The organism is Streptomyces sp. NPDC050658, assembly GCF_044457025.1.
Classification (GTDB): domain Bacteria; phylum Actinomycetota; class Actinomycetes; order Streptomycetales; family Streptomycetaceae; genus Streptomyces.
Genome location: NZ_JBITGM010000009.1, coordinates 344,733 through 363,186, shown reverse-complemented (window position 1 = coordinate 363,186; position 18,454 = coordinate 344,733). Strand labels below are relative to the sequence as shown.

Below are 18,454 nucleotides of genomic sequence, written 5' to 3'. Positions count from 1 at the left end.
GCGAAGAAAGCAACAGTGCGTCCGTAACACCCCCACCCCCAGGAGCCCTCCATGACCGAAATTCCGCAGGAGCGCCGCGTCGTCACCGCCATTCCCGGGCCGAAGTCCCAGGAGCTGCAGGCCCGCCGTACCGCCACGGTCGCCGGTGGCGTGGGCTCCGTGCTGCCCGTCTTCGCGGCGCGCGCGGGTGGCGGCATCATCGAGGACGTCGACGGGAACCGCTTCATCGACTTCGGCTCCGGCATCGCCGTGACGTCCGTCGGCGCGAGCGCCGAGGCCGTCGTGCGCCGCGCGAGCGCGCAGCTCGCCGACTTCACCCACACCTGTTTCATGGTCACGCCGTACGAGGGCTACGTCGCCGTCGCCGAGCAGCTCGCCGAGCTGACGCCGGGCGACCACGAGAAGAAGTCGGCGCTGTTCAACTCCGGCGCCGAGGCCGTCGAGAACGCCGTCAAGATCGCCCGTGCGTACACCAAGCGCCAGGCCGTCGTCGTCTTCGACCACGGCTACCACGGCCGTACGAACCTCACGATGGCGCTGACCAGCAAGAACATGCCGTACAAGAACGGCTTCGGCCCGTTCGCCCCCGAGGTCTACCGCGTCCCGGTCGCCTACGGCTACCGCTGGCCGACGGGCGCCGAGAACGCCGGTCCCGAGGCCGCCAAGCAGGCCATCGACCAGATCACCAAGCAGATCGGCGCGGACAACGTCGCCGCGATCATCATCGAGCCGGTGCTCGGCGAGGGCGGCTTCATCGAGCCGGCCAAGGGCTTCCTGCCGGCGATCGTGCAGTTCGCCAACGACAACGGCATCGTCTTCGTCGCGGACGAGATCCAGTCCGGCTTCTGCCGCACCGGCCAGTGGTTCGCGTGTGAGGACGAAGGCATCGTCCCGGACCTGATCACGACCGCCAAGGGCATCGCGGGCGGTCTGCCGCTCGCCGCCGTCACGGGCCGCGCCGAGATCATGGACGCCGCGCACGCGGGCGGCCTCGGCGGCACCTACGGCGGAAACCCGGTGGCCTGCGCCGGTGCGCTCGGTGCCATCGAGACGATGAAGGAGCTCGACCTCAACGGCAAGGCGAAGGCCATCGAGGCCACGATGAAGGCGCGCCTCGCCGCCATCGCGGAGAAGTACGACATCGTCGGCGACATCCGCGGCCGTGGCGCGATGATCGCCATCGAGCTGGTCAAGGACCGCGCCACCAAGGAGCCGAACCCGGAGGCGACCGGCGCCCTGGCCAAGGCCTGCCACGCGGAGGGTCTGCTGGTCCTCACCTGTGGCACGTACGGCAACGTGCTGCGCTTCCTGCCGCCGCTGGTGATCGGCGACGAGCTGCTCAACGAGGGTCTGGACATCATCGAGGCGGCCTTCGCCCGCATCTGACGCTACTGGCGGCGGCCGAACCACGGCGGCCGCCGCCGATAGCGGTCAACGGAGCCGGGATCATCCCAAAGGGGAAGATCCCGGCTCCGTATGTATCCGCACATGGCCTGACGTGTGTGTACCCCGCGCGGTGAGAGAGCCGTGACCTGGGGTGACCGTCAGGGCGTGTGAAGAACGTGTGCGGGACCCATGCCGGGTTGCCGTTCCGCCTGTCGGCCCGACACCACCTGACGTACGGTTTCTGCAGATGAGAGAAACACCCCGCCCGCAGGGAACTGCGGGCGACACCGGGACGGAGCCTCCCCAGCCCCGTCTTGGTCGTGCCCTCGCGCACACACCTGGAGCCTCTGGCTCCGGAACTCCTCACCGATCGGATGGCCGCTCGCCCCAAACCCCCCGGGGCGCGCGGTACGCCGATCAGGACGGCCGTCCCGGAACTACCCCCCCTGTTCCGGGACGGCCGACCCATTTCCTCTCCGCCCTCTTCGGCCTCTGCGCGCTGCTCTTCGCGCTCATCACCTGGCAGGTGACCGCCGACGGCCCCCTCCGCGACGCGGACGAGCGGCTCGGCCCCTGGACCGCCGGAAGCGCACTCCCGAACGGCGCCGCCGAGTTCCTCGCCGACCTGGGCGGCGTCGCGATCGCGGCCCCCGTCCTGGCCGCCACCATCGCCTGGACGGCCTGGCGCGGCCGGCGCGACGGCACGTACCGCTGGTGGCTCCCCCCGGCGACCGCCGCCGCGGGAATGGCGGCTGTCCCGGCCCTGGTGATCCCCCTGAAACTCCTCGTCGCCCGCACGGCCCCACCCGGCATGGACGGCACCGGCTACTACCCCTCGGGCCACACGGCCACGGCGCTGGCCGCGTACGGCGGCGCGACCCTGCTCCTGCTCCCCCACCTGCGCGGCACCTACGCCCGCCGCGAACTGCTCATCGCCTGCGCCCTGTTGAACTTCGGCGTCGGGCTTGGCCTGGTGCGGCGCGGCTATCACTGGCCGCTGGACGTCGTGGCGAGCTGGTCTCTGTTCGGGATGGTGCTGGTGGTGATGGTGTTTGTGGTCGCGCGATACGGTCGGGGGCCGGCCAGGGAGTAGGGCGAGTTCGAAGGGGACGCGGTGACCGCAGGCGCAGCGACGGAGAGAGTGCTCGTTCCCTATGAACGGCGGGACTACGCCCTGTTGCCGTCTCCGGGCCACATACTCCTGCCGAAGCACGGCACCAAGCTTCACCACGACCCCGCGTGCGGCCACCTCACGGACTCCGGCTCAATGCCCCGCGGCAACGACCCCGACGGACTCACCTGGCGCCGGCTGCTCGACGCGGGACCGGCGGCCGACACCACGGCACGTGTCAGGTACGCGGAGCGGATCGGCCTCCTCAACCAGCAGGGCAGACCGATCACTCATCTCTGCTCCTGCACCTTCGCCCCGGTGAACGAGGCTCAGGCCAAGGAGATCCGGCCCTGGTCGCTCGACGAGGCGCTCGCGGCCTTCGACCCCGGCGCGTTCGCGGACCGGCTGATCGCCGCCGAGCGGCAGGCCGAGGCCATCCGGGAGGCGTTCCCCTGGGACAACTGGCCGTATCTGAAGCTCGAACGCTACGCGATGGGGCAGGGCGACAAGCCGTACTGCTACCGCGTCGAGTTCGAGGCGGAGGCCCTCGGCAGCGGGCGCGGTGCCTTCACCAAGGGGCACCTGGTCACGTACCGGAAGCAGAGCGAGAGCTGGTACCACGACGAGCGCTACGCCGACGAGAACGAAGCCTGGGCGGCCGTGCGCGCGGGCATCGGCGAGGCCGTCGTCGCCGCACGCGAGGGCCGGGTCGCCGACATCGACGACATCGAGGCGGTGCGGTCGGGCAACGGCAACCTCATCTCCAAGACCCTGCGCCTCTACGCCCCCGAGGCGACCCTGCCCATCCACGACCTGGGCACCGTCAAGCACTACATCGCCCGCCTGACCGGCCGGCCCGCCCCCGCCAAGCTCGGCGTCTTCGCCACCCGGGCGCTGCTCGCCTCCGTCGTCGACGAGTCGGGGCGCTTCGACGGCTGGTCCCGTGACCAGGTGGCGCTGTTCCTGCACTGGTGGGCGGCGCCGACCCGGCCGCCCCGCATCGTGAAGATCGCCCCCGGCCGTGACGCGTCCCTGTGGGAGGACTGTCTGGCGGGCGGCTATGCCGCCGTCGGCTGGGACGAGGTCGGCGATCTGCGGGACTTCGCGGACAAGGACGAGTTCAAGCGGGCGTTCGGCACGGCCAACGCCGAGCGGTACGCGGGCAGCAGGTCGAAGATCAGCGCGAAGGCCAACGAGGTCTGGACGCTGATGGAGCTGCACCCCGGAGACATGGTCGTCGCCAACCGTGGCACGAGCGAGATCGTCGGCATCGGCACGGTCACCGACGAGGGTTACGTGTGGCGGCCCGAGCGTCCCCACCACCGGCACACCGTGAGCGTCGAGTGGCGGCACACCCCGCCCCTCCGGCTGGAGGAGCGGGTGCCCGCGTGGGCTCTCGTGACCGTCAAGGACGTGCCGGCCAAGCTGTGGTCGCAGATCGAGAGCCGCCAGTTCCAGGACGTCCTCGACGGGCTCGTCAAGGACGAGAAGATCACCGCCCAGCCCCTCGACCCCGCCCTCCAGCGCATGGCCGACGCCCTCGACCGGCGCGGCCAGGCCGTCCTCTTCGGGCCTCCCGGCACCGGCAAGACATATGCGGCCCTGCGCTTCGCCGTGCGCTGGCTCGGCGAACGCAGCGACGGAACGGGCGAGTTGGATCCGTACGCCGAGCCCGGAAGCCCCGGCTTCGGCACCGCGCTCGACCTGCTGACCGCGCCCGTGCGGGACTTCGGGGCGGGGCGACTGACGCTGGTCACCTTCCATCCGAGTTATGGGTACGAGGACTTCGTCGAGGGCTTCCGGCCGGTGAAGGGCGGCGCCGGGCTCACGCTCGACCGGGTCGACGGCGTGTTCAAGCGGGTCTGCGCTGCCGCGGCCGCCGATCCCGACCACCCGTATCTCGTGATCGTCGACGAGCTGAACCGGGGCAACCTGCCCAAGATCTTCGGGGAGTTGGTCACGCTCCTGGAGAAGGACAAACGGGGCCGCTCGTTCACGCTGCCGCTGAGCGGGGAGCGTTTCGCGATCCCGCGCAACGTCCACCTGATCGGCACGATGAACACGGCCGACCGCTCCATCCGGATGCTCGACGCGGCGATCCGGCGCCGCTTCGCGTTCCTGGAACTCCTGCCCGACTCCGCTCCGTTGCAGGGCTTCTACGTCGACCGGCTGCATCTCGCCGCGTTCCTCGACGCCCTGAACCAGCGCATCCGGGAGCAGCTCGACCGCGAGAAGCAGATCGGGCACGCCTTCTTCCTGCCGAACGGGGAGCCCGTGAGCTCCGTCGCGGAGCTGGCCGAGATCATCCGCACGGAGATCCTGCCGCTGCTCCAGGAGTACGCGTACGACGACTACACGCTGCTCACGTCGTTCCTCGGCGAGGGCCTGGTCGACGCCGAGACGCACACGCTGCGCGAGATCGACGACGAGTCGCTGGTCGCGGCGCTCTACTCGGAGTTCAGGACCGACGGCGACACCGGGACGGAGTGACCGGTGCCCCCGGCCGTCATCACCCTGCGCGAGTACGCCCGCCACACCGCCGAGCGCATCCGGCTCACCCCCGCCGACCGCCGCCGCATCGCGGACCCCCGGCTCGCCGAGCGACTGGACATCCAGGAACTGCCCCACGGGCGGCTCCAGTTGACCGCCGGACCGCATGTCGGCGTCATCCGGCTCGACGCGTGCGAAGTGCGGGTGCTGCCGAAGTACCTCGGCGAGGAGCTGGACGTGCTGCGCATGCTGGCGTACGCCGAGGGATCATCGGCGGCGCTGGACGCGGGACGGGCGTTCGCCGACGGGAGGCCTCATCTCCGGGACCTGGTCGCGCTGCTCGTCGTCGAGCACGGGGAGCGGCTCCTCGCACGCGGGGTGCGGCGGGACTACGTATCGCGGGAAACGGATCTGCCGGCGGTGCGGGGGCGGCTGCTGCCCGAGCGGCAGCTCCTGGTGCATCACGGGCGGCTCGACCGGCTCGCCTGCCGATTCGACGAGCACGACGCGGACATCCTCGACAACCGGCTCTGCGCGGCCGCCGCCGATCTCGCGGCCCGCACCACCCGCACCCCGGCCGTGCGGGCCCGTGCGCGACGGGTGGCGGCGCAGTTCGCGCAGTACGCCCCCACTCCACTCGGCGATCTGCGGGCGGCGCTGGCCGCGCTCGACTACCACCGGCACAACGCCCACTACCGGGCCGCGCACCTCTGGGCCGCGCTGCTCCTCTCCGGCGGCGGCGTCGACGACCTGTTCGGCACCGGACCGCTCGCCGCGCGCGCGTTCCTGATCGACATGAACGCGCTCTTCGAGTCCTTCACCACCCGGCTGCTCGCCGAGGCCGCAGCCGCCGCCGGTTCCGGCTTCACCGTCGACGGCCAGAGCCGCCACCGCGGAGTACTGCACGACGAGCGGAGCGGACGCCACTACAGCGAGGTGCGGCCGGACGTACTGCTCTCGGGGAGCAGGGACGGACAGCCGGTGCGCCGCCCGGTGGACGTGAAGTACAAGCTGTACGAGGAGAAGAAGGTCAGCACCGCCGACCTCTACCAGGCCTTCCTGTACGCCCATGCCCTGGCCCGGCAGCCGGCCGGCGAGACCGCGACGTGCGTGCTGCTGCATCCGGGCGGGGCTGCGGCGCCGCGGGCGAGCGTCGCGGTGCGGCGCTGGGACGGGGGCACGTCGGCACGGGTGCGGTCGGTGCCGGTCGATCTGCCGTCGCTGCTCGACGCGCTCGGCGGGCCGGGGCGGGGCGAGGCCCTGGTGCGGCTGTGGGGCCAGGTCATCGCCTGACCCCACGCGGACCGGGTGGCGGGGTGGCGGCGCCTCACCCGAAGTAGGAGTCGAAGTTCCTCGAGAACTCCCAGTTGTTGTAGCGGTCCCAGTTGATCGACCATGTCATCAGGCCCCGCAGCGTCGGCCACGTGCCGTGTGGCTGGTACGAGCCGCAGTTCGTGGACTTCGTCAGGCAGTCCAGGGCCTTGTTGACCTCTGTCGTGGGGACGTGGCCGTTGCCCGCGTTCGTCGAGGCCGGCATGCCGATGGCCACCTTCTCCGGGGGCAGGGCGGGGAAGACGTTGTTCGTGTCGCCCGCCACCGGGAAGCCCGTCAGGAGCATGTCCGTCATCGCTATGTGGAAGTCCGCGCCGCCCATCGAGTGGTACTGGTTGTCCAGGCCCATGATCGGCCCGGAGTTGTAGTCCTGGACGTGCAGGAGCGTCAGGTCGTCGCGCAGGGCGTGGATGACCGGGAGGTAGGCGCCCGCCCTCGGGTCCTGGCCGCCCCATTTGCCCGTGCCGTAGTACTGGTAGCCGAGCTGCACGAAGAAGGTCTCGGGCGCCATGGTGAGGGTGAAGCCTGAACCGTACTTGGACTTCAGGGTCTTCACCGCCGAGATCAGGTTCACGATCGACGGGGTCTTGGGGTTCTTGAAGTCCGTGTCGTCGGCGTCCAGGGAGAGCGAGTGACCCTCGAAGTCGATGTCCAGGCCGTCCAGGCCGTACTCGTCGATGATCGACGAGACCGAGGAGACGAAGGTGTCGCGGGCCTGGGTGGTGGTGAGCTGGACCTGGCCGTTCTGGCCGCCTATGGAGATCAGGACCTTCTTGCCCGCCGCCTGCTTCGCCTTGATCGCGGCCTTGAACTCGTCCTTGGTCTCGACGTTCGGGCACTCCGTCTTGGGGCAGAGGTCGAAGCGGATGTCGCCGGAGGTCGGGGACGTCGGTTCACCGAAGGCGAGATCGATGATGTCCCAGCTGTCCGGGGTGTCCGCAAGCCGGGTGTAGCCCGAGCCGTTGGCGAAACTGGTGTGCAAGTAGCCGACAAGGGCGTGGTCGGCGGGGGCCTGCGGCGTGCTGTCGGCGGCCCGAGCGGTCACGGCGGGCGCGGCGAGCGCGAAGGCCGCGGCCACGGCGATGGCCGTACGTCTGAAACGGCGTATCAGGGAGCGGTCCGAGCGGTCCACAACTGCCTCCGGGCATGGGGGGATTGGAGGGTGGCGCGCGCCCAACTTGGTCCAGACCAATTCGGTTGTCAAGGGTTCCGGCAGTTCACGAATCCTCGTCCCGGGCGTACAGGGCGTCCCGCACAAGGCCCGCCGCCGCCTCGTGCATGGCCAGTTCCAGCAGGGCCGGGTCGGTGAGCGTGCCCGAACCGTCCGGTGGGATCAGCCAGCGGGCCGCGCCCGTCGCCCGGCCCGGATACGGCACCACGATCCAGGTGCCGCGGCCCGCGCCCCGTACGCCCGTACCGATCCAGCGGGCGACCGTACCCGCCGGGACGAAGAAGCCCATGCGGGCGTCGCCGAAGTCGGTGAGCACCGGGCCGGGCCGGTCGATGCAGCGGGTGAGCACGTCGAGCGTGGGGTAGCCGAGTTCGCCGGGCAGGATGAGTACGTCCCAGAGCCTGCCCGCCGGGAGGAGCGCGACCCCGAGGGGGTTTCGCTCCCATTCCCAGCGGCAGGCCTCCGGATCAGGTGCCACGGACACCAGCCATTCGACCGCCGACTTCGTCCCCGAACCGGTCATCGGGGGACCTCCTTCTCCTGCGCGGCAGCTGTGCGTCAGCTGGCCTGTCACAGGAGGGAGCGGCCCGGGGGCGGAGCATTACGCGGGTTCGGCGGGCCAATTGCTCAGGAGGACCGATTGCTCAGCTGTCGAAGCCCAGGCCCAGCTTGTCCATCGTCTTCAGCCACAGATTGCGCCTGCCGCCGTTCTCGTCCGCCCGCGCCAGCGACCACTTGGTCAGCGCGACGCCCGTCCACGCGAACGGCTCGGGCGGGAACGGCAGCGGCTTCGTGCGCACCATCTCCAGCGAGGTGCGTTCCGTACGTTCGCCGGAGAGCAGGTCAAGCATCACGTCGGCGCCGAACCGGGTGGCCCCGACACCGAGGCCCGTGTACCCCGCCGCGTACGCGACGCGCCCCGAGTGCGCCGTGCCGAAGAACGCCGAGAAGCGCGAGCAGGTGTCGATCGCGCCGCCCCACGCGTGCGTGAACCGCAGGCCCTCCAACTGCGGGAAGCAGGTGAAGAAGTGGTCCGCCAGCTTCGCGTACGTCTCGGGGCGGTCGTCGTGCTCGGCGCGCACCTTGCCGCCAAAGGGGTAGATCGCGTCGTAACCGCCCCAGAGGATGCGGTTGTCGGCGGAGAGCCGGAAGTAGTGGAACTGGTTGGCGCTGTCGCCGAGGCCCTGGCGGTTCTTCCAGCCGATCGCCGCCAGTTGGCCGGCGCTCAGCGGCTCGGTCATGAGCGCGTAGTCGTAGACCGGGACCGTGTACGGACGCAGGCGCTTGACCAGGGACGGGAAGATGTTCGTGGCGAGTGCCACCTGCCGGGCGCGGACCCGGCCGTACGGCGTGCGGACCGCCATGCCGGCGCCTGACGAGGCGAGTTGGAGCGCGGGCGTGTGCTCGTAGATGCGTACGCCCTTCTCCAGACAGGCCCGCTTCAGGCCCCACGCCAGCTTCGCCGGGTGGAGCATCGCGACGCCCTCGCGGTCCCAGAGGCCGCCCAGGAATGTCGGTGAATCGACATGGGAGCGGACCGCGTCGGCGTCCAGGAGTTCGGAGCCGTCCGCGAGGCCGTGCTCCGCCATCTCCTCGTACATCTCGTGGAGTTCGGCGAGCTGGTGCGGCTGCGTGGCCACGTCGATCTCGCCGGTGCGCTCGAAGTCGCAGTCGATGGAGTAGCGCTTGACGGCCGCCTCGATCTCGTCGAGGTTGCGGGCGCCGAGCTCCTCCAGCTTGGCGATCTCGCCGGGCCAGCGGGACAGGCCGTTGGCGATGCCGTGCGTGAGGGACGCGGCGCAGAAGCCGCCGTTGCGGCCGGAGGCGGCCCAGCCCGCCTCGCGGCCTTCCAGCAGGACCACCTCGCGGTGCGGGTCGCGCTCCTTGGCGATGAGCGCGGTCCACAGTCCGCTGTAGCCGCCGCCGACGACGAGCAGATCGCACTGCTCGTCGGCGGCAAGGGCAGGCTCGGCGGCCGGCTTGCCGGGGTCGTCCAGCCAGTAGGACACCGGCTGAGCGTCGGAAAGAGACTTGGTCCAACGGGTCATGGCGCTTGGGGCCATGATTTCCAACTCCTTCAGGGATTTGCTTGCAGCGCCTTTCGGCGCTACTTGGCGGTTCTGTTGCGGCGCTTGCCGATCAGCATTCCGGCGAGCACGAGCAGCACGGCGACGAGGAACATCGCCGTACCGATCACATTGATCTGAACGGGCGTGCCCCGCTGTGCCGATCCCCAGACGAACATGGGGAAGGTCACAGTCGAGCCCGCGTTGAAATTCGTGATGATGAAGTCGTCGAAAGAGAGCGCGAAGGCGAGCAGTGCGCCCGCCGCGATTCCCGGTGCGGCAATCGGCAGCGTGACCCGCAGGAACGTCTGCACGGGACCGGCGTAAAGGTCCTGCGCGGCCTGTTCCAGGCGGGGGTCCATCGACATGACGCGCGCCTTGACGGCGGTCACCACGAAGCTGAGGCAGAACATGATGTGGGCGATGAGAATCGTCCAGAAGCCGAGCTGCGCGCCCATGTTGAGGAAGAGCGTGAGCAGCGAGGCGGCCATGACGACCTCCGGCATCGCCATCGGCAGGAAGATCAGCGAGTTCACCGCGCCGCGCGCCCGGAAGCGGTAGCGGACGAGCGCGAAGGCGATCATCGTGCCGAGCACGGTCGCGCCGATCGTCGCCCAGGCCGCGATCTGCAGGCTCAGGGAGAGCGATCCGCACATGTCGGCGACACCGCACGGGTCTTTCCAGGCGTCGAGCGAGAACTCCTGCCAGGAGTAATTGAAGCGGCCCGTCGGATTGTTGAAGGAGAACACCGTCACGACGATGTTCGGGAGCAGCAGATACGCGAGGGTCAGCACACCCGCGATCACCACGAATTTGCCGCGCAGCCAGCGGAAGAAGGCAGCCATCAGACGAGATCCTCCGTCCCGGACTTACGGATGTAGACGGTGACCATGACGAGGATCGCCGCCATGAGGATGAAGGAGAGCGCCGCCGCCGTCGGATAGTCCAGAATCCGCAGGAACTGCGTCTGGATCACGTTTCCGACCATGCGGGTGTCGGTCGAACCGAGCAGATCCGCGTTGACGTAGTCACCGGCCGCCGGAATGAACGTGAGCAGCGTTCCGGAGACCACACCCGGCATGGAGAGCGGGAAGGTCACCTTGCGGAAGGTGGTGGACGGCTTGGCGTAGAGGTCGCCCGCCGCCTCGTGCAGCCGGCCGTCGATGCGCTCCAGGGACGTGTAGAGCGGCAGGATCATGAACGGCAGGAAGTTGTACGTCAGTCCGCAGATCACCGCGAGCGGTGTGGCGAGGACCCGGTCGCCCTCCGTCCAGCCGAGCCAGCTGGTGACGTCCAGGACGTGCAGCGAGTTCAGGGCGCCCACCAGGGGCCCGCCGTCCGCGAGGATCGTCTTCCAGGCCAGCGTACGGATGAGAAAGCTGGTGAAGAACGGGGCGATGACCAGGACCAGGATCAGGTTGCGCCAGCGGCCCGCGCGGAACGCGATCAGATACGCGAGCGGATAGCCGAGCAGCAGGCACAGGATCGTGGCGGCACCGGCGTACAGGACCGAGCGCAGGAACTGCGGGTAGTAGTCGCTGAGCGCGTCCCAGTACGTGGCGAAGTGCCAGGTGACCTTGAAGCCGTCTTCCAGGGAGCCGGTCTGGACGGACGTGGAGGCCTGGTAGACCAGCGGCAGCGCGAAGAAGACGACGAGCCAGAGGATGCCGGGCAGCAGCAGCCAATAGGGGACGAGGCGGCCGCGCTTGCGGATCTTGCGGGGCGCCGCCTCCGGCTCTTTCGTCGGGGGCGCGTCGGTGAGGGTCGTCGTCATGCGGAGGCGTCCTCCTCGACCTTCTCGACGCCCGCCTCGATGTCCTGGGCGGCGTCCAGGCCGAAGGTGTGCGCGGGGTTCCAGTGCAGGACGACCTCGGCGCCGGGCACCAGGCGGGTGTCGCGCTCGATGTTCTGCGCGTACACCTCGAAGGAGTCGCAGACGGGGCTGTCGACGACGTACTGCGTGGACACGCCGATGAAGCTGCTGTCGGCGATCTTGCCCGTGATGCGGTTGCGCCCCTCGGGGATCTCCCCCGCCGCGTCGGCGTGCGTGAGGGAGATCTTCTCGGGGCGTACGCCGAGCAGGACCTTGCCGCCGGTGGCGGTGGAGGCCGAACATCGCGCGGCGGGCAGCGTGAGCTTGCCGTCGCCCGCCTTCAGGGTGAGGTCGTCGCCGCTGCGTCCGGCGATCTCGGCCTCTATGAAGTTCGACGTGCCGAGGAAGTTGGCGACGAAGGTGGTGCTGGGGTTCTCGTAGAGGTCGGCGGGGGCGCCGAGCTGCTCGACGCGGCCCGCGTTCATCACCGCGACCTGGTCGGCCATCGTCATGGCCTCCTCCTGGTCGTGCGTGACGTGCACGAAGGTGATGCCCACCTCGGTCTGGATGCGCTTCAGTTCGAGCTGCATCTGGCGGCGCAGCTTGAGGTCGAGCGCGCCGAGCGGCTCGTCGAGGAGCAGCACCTTGGGGTGGTTGATCAGCGCGCGGGCGACGGCGACGCGCTGCTGCTGGCCGCCGGAGAGCTGGTGCGGCTTCTTGCGGGCCTGCTCGCCGAGCTGGACCAGGTCGAGCATCTCGCCGACCTGCTTCTTCACGGACTTGATGCCGCGGCGACGGAGGCCGAAGGCGACGTTCTCGAAGATGTCGAGGTGCGGGAAGAGCGCGTACGACTGGAAGACGGTGTTGACGGGCCGCTTGTAGGGCGGCAGCGCGGTGACGTCCTGGTCGCCGAGGTGGACGGTGCCCGAGCTGGGCTCCTCAAGGCCCGCGATCATGCGGAGCGTGGTGGTCTTGCCACAGCCGGATGCGCCGAGGAGCGCGAAGAAGGAGCCCGCCGGCACGGTCAGGTCCAGCGGCTGTACGGCGGTGAAGGAGCCGTACGTCTTGCTGATCCCGGTCAGGCGGACGTCGCCGCCGTGTTCTGTAGCAGTCGTCATGGTGCGTCCAGGGGGTCGAGGGGAGAGTCGAGGGACTACAGGGGCGCGCGCGGGCGCCGCTCAGGAACCGGTCAGCTTGGCGAACTTCTCCTCATACGCCGTCTCTTCCTTCGGCGTGAGCGAGCGGAAGCCGCGGGACTTCGCCGCCATCTCCTTGTCCGGCAGGATCAGCGGGTTCTTCGCCGCGTCCTTGTCGAGCTTGGCGAGCTCGGGGCGTACGCCGTCGACGGGGCAGACGTAGTTGATGTACGCGGCGAGGCGGGCGGCCGGCTCGGGCTCGTAGTAGTAGTCGATGAGCCGTTCCGCGTTGCTCTTGTGGCGGGCCTTGTTCGGCACGAGGAGGTTGTCCGTGGACGTGATGTAGCCCGCGTCCGGGATGTGGAAGCCGATGTCGGGGTTGTCCGCCTGGAGCTGCACGATGTCGCCCGCCCAGCCGAGGCAGGCCGCGATGTCGCCCTTGTCGAGGTCCGAGGTGTAGTCGTTGCCCGTGAAGCGGCGGATCTGCTTCTTGTCGACGGCCTTCTGGAGCCGCGCGATCGCCGCGTCGAAGTCGTCGTCGGTGAACTTCGACGGGTCCTTGCCCATGTCGAGGAGCGTCATGCCCACGGAGTCGCGCATCTCGGAGAGGAAGCCGACGCGGCCCTTGAGCTTGGGGTTGTCCAGGAGCTGCGACACCGAGGTGATCTCCTCGCCGTCGGTCGCCTTCTTGTTGTACGCGATGACGGTGGAGATGCCGGTCCAGGGGTACGAGTACGCGCGTCCGGGATCCCAGTCCGGGTTGCGGAACTGGGACGCCAGGTTGGTGTACGCGTGGGGCAGGTTGGCCGGGTCCAGTTTCTGGACCCACCCGAAGCGGATGAGCCGCGCGGCGAGCCAGTCGGTGACGCAGATGAGGTCGCGGCCGGTGTCCTGACCAGCCGCGAGCTGCGGCTTGATCTTCCCGAAGAACTCGACGTTGTCGTTGATGTCCTCGGTGTACTTGACCTTGATCCCGGTGCGCTTGGTGAACGCGTCCAGGGTGGGGCGGTTCTCGTCGTCGTCGACGTCCATGTACTCGGTCCAGTTGGAGAAGACGATCCGCTTCTCCTTGGCCGAGTGGTCCTCGGACGAGACATCGCCCTGGCCCTTGCTCGCCGCGGGGATCCCACAGGCGCTGAGCGCCCCGAGACCGCCGACGGCGAGCGCGCCGCCGGTGCCCGCGCGCAGCAGGGAACGGCGGGTGAGGGAGGCCCTGCCGTTCTTGAAGCTGCGCTGCATGGCGGCCAGTTGGGCCGGGGAGAGGCGTTCGGGCTCGTACTGCTCCATGCGCTTGGTTGCCCTTTCGGGAGGGTGGGCGGCCGCTGGTCGGAGCGGCCTGTTGACTATCGGTCCCCGAAGATCGTGCGGTGCCAGTCCTTGCGCACCACCGCGGTGTTGTCGAACATGACGTGCTTGACCTGCGTGTACTCCTCGAAGGAGTAGGCGGACATGTCCTTTCCGTAACCCGATGCCTTGTAACCGCCGTGCGGCATCTCGCTGAGGATCGGGATGTGGTCGTTGACCCAGACACAGCCCGCCTTGATCTCGCGGGTGGCGCGGTTGGCGCGGAAGACGTCGCGGCTCCAGGCGGAGGCGGCGAGGCCGTACGGTGTGTCGTTCGCGAGCCGGATGCCCTCGTCGTCGGAGTCGAAGGGCAGCACTACAAGTACCGGCCCGAAGATCTCGGACTGCACGATCTCGCTGTCCTGCGCGGCGTCCGCGATGAGGGTGGGCTTGTAGTACGCGCCGGGGTGCTGGAGCGCCTCGCCGCCGGTGACCACGCGCGCGTAGGAGCGGGCCCGGTCGACGAAACCGGCGACGCGGTCGCGGTGGACGTGCGAGATGAGCGGCCCGAGGTCGGTGTTCGGGTCGAACGGGTCGCCGAGCCGGACCGACTCCATGAGGTCGGCGACGCCCGCCACGAAGGCGTCGTACAGCGGACGCTGCACGTACGCGCGCGTGGCGGCCGTGCAGTCCTGCCCGGTGTTGATCAGTGCCCCCGCTACCGCGCCGTGCACGGCCGCGTCGAGGTCGGCGTCGTCGAAGACGACGAAGGGCGCCTTCCCGCCGAGCTCCAGGTGCAGCCGCTTGACGGTGGCGGTGGCGATCTCGGCGACGCGCTTGCCGACGCCGGTGGAGCCGGTGAAGGAGGTCATGGCGACATCGGGGTGGCCCACGAGCCGCTCTCCGGCGTCCCGCCCGGCCCCGCTGACGATGTTGACGACGCCGTCGGGGATGCCCGCCTCGGTGGCGGCCTGCGCGAAGAGGAGCGAGGTGAAGGGGGTGAGCTCGGCGGGCTTGAGGACGATGGTGTTGCCGGCGGCGATGGCCGGGAGGACCTTCCAGGCGGCCATCTGGAGGGGGTAGTTCCAGGGCGCGATGGAGCCGACGACGCCGATGGGCTCGCGCCGGATGTACGAGGTGTGATCGCCGGAGTACTCACCGGCCGACTGCCCCTGGAGATGCCGTGCGGCGCCCGCGAAGAAGGCGGCGTTGTCGACGGTGCCGGGGACGTCGAACTCCCGGCTCAGCTTGATGGGCTTGCCGCACTGGACCGACTCGGCCCGGGCGAACTCCTCGGCGCGGTCGGCCAGGACGGCGGCGAAGCGGTGCATGGCGTCGGAGCGCTCGCCGGGGGTGGCGCCGGCCCACTCGGGAAAGGCGCGCGCGGCAGCGGCCACCGCGGCGTCGACGTCCTTCTCTCCCCCGAGTTCGTACGTGTGGACCGTTTCGCCCGTGGCGGGGTCGACGACGGCGTGGGTTCTGCCCGATGTGCCCTGGGTCAGCCGACCCGCGATGTACTGCGAACCTTCCGCGAAGTGGTCCTGCGCCTGGAAGTTGTGCATGACGCTCTCCTCCGCCGGCGTCCCCCGTACCGGGGGTTCGGCGTAGCTCCAGATCGATTTGAGTGCCGATCCTGACAGAGCACTGATGCTCCAACAAGTGATTCCGTTGTTGCCTTTTGGTTACGCGACGGAATCTGTCGACCAGGTGTCGAGTCGTCCTGGAAAACCCAGGACGGAGTGTCAGTGGTGCCTGCCAGACTCGCGTGTATGACGAAGATCGACTCGGTGGAGGCGCTGGTCGCGGCGGCGCGCGGGGGCGACCGTGTGAAGTATCTGCACTTCTGGGGGCACCGGCCGCGGCGGGACGGATCCCTGGGGGCCGGCTGCCTGAGCCAGTGGTGGCTCGCGCCGTTCACGGTGGACGGGGTGGAGTACGGGACGGCGGAGCACTGGATGATGGCCGGCAAGGCGCGGCTCTTCGGTGACGCGGAGGCGGAGCGGGCGGTCCTCGCCTCGCGGACACCGGCCGAGGCGAAGAACAACGGCCGCCTGGTGCGGGGCTTCGACGAGGCGATATGGGAGCGGGAGCGCTTCGGGATCGTGGTCGAGGGCAGCGTCCACAAGTTCTCCTCGACGGACGAGCTGCGGTCGTTCCTGGTGGGCACGGGCGAACGCGTCCTGGTCGAGGCAAGCCCCCTGGACCGCATCTGGGGCGTGGGCCTGGCGGCCGACGACGAACGCATCCAGGACCCGGAGCAGTGGCGGGGGCCGAATCTGTTGGGGTTCGCGCTGATGGCGGCGCGGGACCGGCTCCGTTAGGGCCTGTCCGGCGGATCTGGCCGACTCCTGTGGGCGGTGCCTTGTCTCTGCCGGTGAGCGGTGGTCTGGTGCGTGCAGCTGCAAGGCGGAGGATCGAGGCATCGCGGAGCGATGGCGATGGACGACAGCGATGCTGATGGACGACAACGCCGCAGACGTGCGTGCCGGGCCGCCGCGTCCCAGGCAAGATCCGCCGGACAGGCCCTGGGCTGCCGGGCGATCGGGGCCGGGGCCATCCGCCGCTGGGCGGCGGTTCAGTCCACGACCAGGATCGTCGAGTAGCTGCCCCCGCCGTCCGATGCGCCGTCCTCCTCGAAGACGTCGTCCGGGGCGACGATCAGGGCCACCAGCATGCCCACGCCGAGGACGATTCCGGCGATGCCGCAGATGATCCCGGCCAGAGCCTGTCCGGGGTTCGTCGCCTCGCCGCGTCGTGCCTTGCCGCGGCCGATCGCCCCGAAGATGATCGCCAGGATGCCGAGGACGATCGCCAGGGGCCACAGGCAGAAGACGACGGCCGCGATGATGCCGAGGACGAGCGAGGTCACGCCCATGCCATTGGCGGGGCCCATCGGCATGGCGGGCCAGCCGTAGCCGGGCGGGCCCTGGTACCCCGGATAACCGGGATAGCCCTGCTGCCCGGCGTACCCCTGTTGCCCCGCGTATCCCTGCTGCCCGGCGTACCCCTGGTGCCCTGCATACCCCTGCTGGCCCGGCCCCGCCGGGTAGCCGTACGGCGCCTGTCCCGGGCCCTCGGGGCCGATCGGAGGCGGCGGCACCGGCTCTCCCGCGGCGCCCGGCGCGGGCGGCGGAGGCGATGCGAAGGGGTCGCCCGGCATCGCGGCGATGGTCGACTGGTCGTGCACCGAAGGCGCGGGCCACCCCACGGGCCGCCCCGCCCCGCCCTGCGGCGCGTCCTCCGGCGGCGGCGCCCACGGGTCCCGCTTCTCCAGCGGCACGGGCCCGGCAGCCGAGCCACCGGCGGACCCTGCGGCAGACCCGGCAGCGGCCCCGCCGGCCGACCCCGCCGCCTGCACGGACTCCCCCGCCGGACCGTCCTGCGGCGGCGCCCACGGATCCCGCTCGGACCCGGCATCCGGCACGGGCCCCTCGGCCTCGGACATGCGGCGTCACCTCTTTCGTACGTTCCGTCATGCTACGGCCCCGGCCCTGCCCGGGAAGCCGCCCGCCCCCCGCCGAAGCCCCGCGAATACGATGTCCGGCGACCCATCGATCAGCCGATCAAGCCCGTTCCTGGGGAGGAAACCGTGACCGACCACCGCACCGCAGAGCAGCAGCACGCCCCACATGCCTTCATCGCCGGTCTGCCCAAGGCGGAGCTGCATGTGCACCACGTCGGCTCGGCGTCCCCCCGCATCGTCTCCGCGCTCTCCGCCCGCCACCCCGACTCCAAGGTGCCCACGGACGTCGAGGCGCTGGCCGACTACTTCACGTTCACGGACTTCGCCCACTTCATCCAGGTCTACCTCTCCGTGGTGGACCTGATCCGCACCCCGGACGACGTCCGCCTCCTCACCTACGAAGTCGCCCGCGACATGGCCCGGCAGAACATCCGCTACGCGGAGCTGACCATCACCCCCTTCAGCTCCGTGCGCCGCGGCATCGACGACCGCGCCTTCATGGACGCCATCGAGGACGCCCGCAAGGCGGCACAGGACGAGCTCGGCGTCGTACTGCGCTGGTGCTTCGACATCCCCGGCGAGGCGGGCCTCGAATCCGCCGAGGAGACGCTGCGGCTCGCGACCACGGACAAGCTGCGCCCCGAGGGCCTGGTCTCGTTCGGACTCGGCGGGCCCGAGATCGGCGTACCGAGGCCGCAGTTCAAGCCCTACTTCGACCAGGCGATCGCGGCCGGGCTGCACTCCGTGCCGCACGCCGGTGAGACGACGGGACCGCAGACGATCTGGGACGCCCTGACCGAGCTGCGCGCCGAGCGCATCGGGCACGGCACCAGCGCCGCCCAGGACCCGAAGCTGCTCGCGCACCTCGCCGAGCACCGCATCCCGCTCGAGGTCTGCCCGACGTCGAACATCGCGACCCGCGCCGTCACCACGCTCGACGAGCACCCCATCAAGCAGTTCGTCGCCGCCGGGGTGCCGGTCACGATCAACTCGGACGACCCGCCCATGTTCGGCACCGACCTGAACAACGAGTACGCGGTCGCCGCCCGCCTCCTCGACCTCGACGAGCGGGGCGTCGCGGCGCTCGCCAAGAACGCGGTCGAGGCCTCGTTCCTCGACCCGGCGGGCAAGGCGAAGCTCGCCGAGGAGATCGACACGTACACGGAGACGTGGCTCGCCCCCTAGGGCGGCACCACAATGGG

At 70.0% G+C, this 18,454-nt stretch carries 14 protein-coding genes and 1 pseudogene; 6 read left to right on the top strand and 9 right to left on the bottom strand.

The window, feature by feature from the left end; translation table 11 throughout:
- Window positions 1–51: 51 nt before the first annotated feature.
- From gabT to ACIBKX_RS29655, 4 genes are all read left to right on the top strand, one after another.
- The gene (gene gabT / locus ACIBKX_RS29670; RefSeq protein WP_363273502.1) at window positions 52–1,386 is read left to right on the top strand and encodes a 4-aminobutyrate--2-oxoglutarate transaminase; all 1,335 of its coding nucleotides are present in this window, start codon (window positions 52–54) and stop codon (window positions 1,384–1,386) included.
- 526 nt (window positions 1,387–1,912) lie between these two features.
- Window positions 1,913–2,479 carry a phosphatase PAP2 family protein gene (locus tag ACIBKX_RS29665; protein ID WP_363273503.1) on the top strand — a complete coding sequence of 189 codons (567 nt, stop codon included), beginning with the start codon at window positions 1,913–1,915 and terminating at the stop codon, window positions 2,477–2,479.
- A 21-nt stretch (window positions 2,480–2,500) separates the two neighbouring features.
- Window positions 2,501–4,987, top strand: coding sequence for an AAA family ATPase (locus tag ACIBKX_RS29660; RefSeq protein WP_363273504.1), 2,487 nt, complete (start codon window positions 2,501–2,503; stop codon window positions 4,985–4,987).
- Window positions 4,988–4,990: 3 nt separating this feature from the next.
- Window positions 4,991–6,280, top strand: coding sequence for a hypothetical protein (locus tag ACIBKX_RS29655; protein WP_363273505.1), 1,290 nt, complete (start codon window positions 4,991–4,993; stop codon window positions 6,278–6,280).
- A 34-nt stretch (window positions 6,281–6,314) separates the two neighbouring features.
- Here the strand turns inward: ACIBKX_RS29655 and ACIBKX_RS29650 are convergent.
- The 8 genes and pseudogenes from ACIBKX_RS29650 to ACIBKX_RS29615 form a co-directional block, all read right to left on the bottom strand.
- Window positions 6,315–7,319 (bottom strand): annotated as a pseudogene (locus ACIBKX_RS29650) (chitinase); the annotation flags it as partial.
- 217 nt (window positions 7,320–7,536) lie between these two features.
- Window positions 7,537–8,013 carry a hypothetical protein gene (locus tag ACIBKX_RS29645; RefSeq protein WP_363273506.1) on the bottom strand — a complete coding sequence of 159 codons (477 nt, stop codon included), beginning with the start codon at window positions 8,011–8,013 and terminating at the stop codon, window positions 7,537–7,539.
- Between the two features lie 121 nt (window positions 8,014–8,134).
- Window positions 8,135–9,553: an FAD-dependent oxidoreductase gene (locus tag ACIBKX_RS29640; protein ID WP_363273507.1), complete on the bottom strand. Its 1,419-nt coding sequence runs from the start codon at window positions 9,551–9,553 to the stop codon at window positions 8,135–8,137.
- Between the two features lie 44 nt (window positions 9,554–9,597).
- The gene (locus tag ACIBKX_RS29635; RefSeq protein ID WP_363273509.1) at window positions 9,598–10,401 is read right to left on the bottom strand and encodes an ABC transporter permease; all 804 of its coding nucleotides are present in this window, start codon (window positions 10,399–10,401) and stop codon (window positions 9,598–9,600) included.
- Window positions 10,401–11,330 (bottom strand): ABC transporter permease, encoded by a 930-nt coding sequence (locus ACIBKX_RS29630; protein ID WP_363273510.1) that lies wholly within the window; start codon window positions 11,328–11,330, stop codon window positions 10,401–10,403. Before ACIBKX_RS29630 ends, ACIBKX_RS29635 begins: the two co-directional genes overlap by 1 nt.
- Window positions 11,327–12,487 carry an ABC transporter ATP-binding protein gene (locus ACIBKX_RS29625; RefSeq protein ID WP_363273511.1) on the bottom strand — a complete coding sequence of 387 codons (1,161 nt, stop codon included), beginning with the start codon at window positions 12,485–12,487 and terminating at the stop codon, window positions 11,327–11,329. Before ACIBKX_RS29625 ends, ACIBKX_RS29630 begins: the two co-directional genes overlap by 4 nt.
- Before the next feature lie 60 nt (window positions 12,488–12,547).
- Entirely contained in the window at window positions 12,548–13,792 is a 1,245-nt protein-coding gene (locus ACIBKX_RS29620) for a spermidine/putrescine ABC transporter substrate-binding protein (RefSeq protein WP_363273512.1), read from the bottom strand.
- Window positions 13,793–13,848: 56 nt separating this feature from the next.
- Entirely contained in the window at window positions 13,849–15,351 is a 1,503-nt protein-coding gene (locus tag ACIBKX_RS29615) for a gamma-aminobutyraldehyde dehydrogenase (RefSeq protein WP_363273513.1), read from the bottom strand.
- Window positions 15,352–15,558: 207 nt separating this feature from the next.
- On the opposite strand from ACIBKX_RS29615, the gene ACIBKX_RS29610 reads away from it, so the two are divergent.
- The gene (locus ACIBKX_RS29610; RefSeq protein WP_363273514.1) at window positions 15,559–16,110 is read left to right on the top strand and encodes an NADAR family protein; all 552 of its coding nucleotides are present in this window, start codon (window positions 15,559–15,561) and stop codon (window positions 16,108–16,110) included.
- A 254-nt stretch (window positions 16,111–16,364) separates the two neighbouring features.
- On the opposite strand, the gene ACIBKX_RS29605 is transcribed toward ACIBKX_RS29610, so the two are convergent.
- Window positions 16,365–17,234 carry a DUF4190 domain-containing protein gene (locus tag ACIBKX_RS29605; protein ID WP_363273515.1) on the bottom strand — a complete coding sequence of 290 codons (870 nt, stop codon included), beginning with the start codon at window positions 17,232–17,234 and terminating at the stop codon, window positions 16,365–16,367.
- Between the two features lie 144 nt (window positions 17,235–17,378).
- On the opposite strand from ACIBKX_RS29605, the gene ACIBKX_RS29600 reads away from it, so the two are divergent.
- Window positions 17,379–18,437 (top strand): adenosine deaminase, encoded by a 1,059-nt coding sequence (locus tag ACIBKX_RS29600; protein WP_363273516.1) that lies wholly within the window; start codon window positions 17,379–17,381, stop codon window positions 18,435–18,437.
- Window positions 18,438–18,454 lie beyond the last annotated feature (17 nt).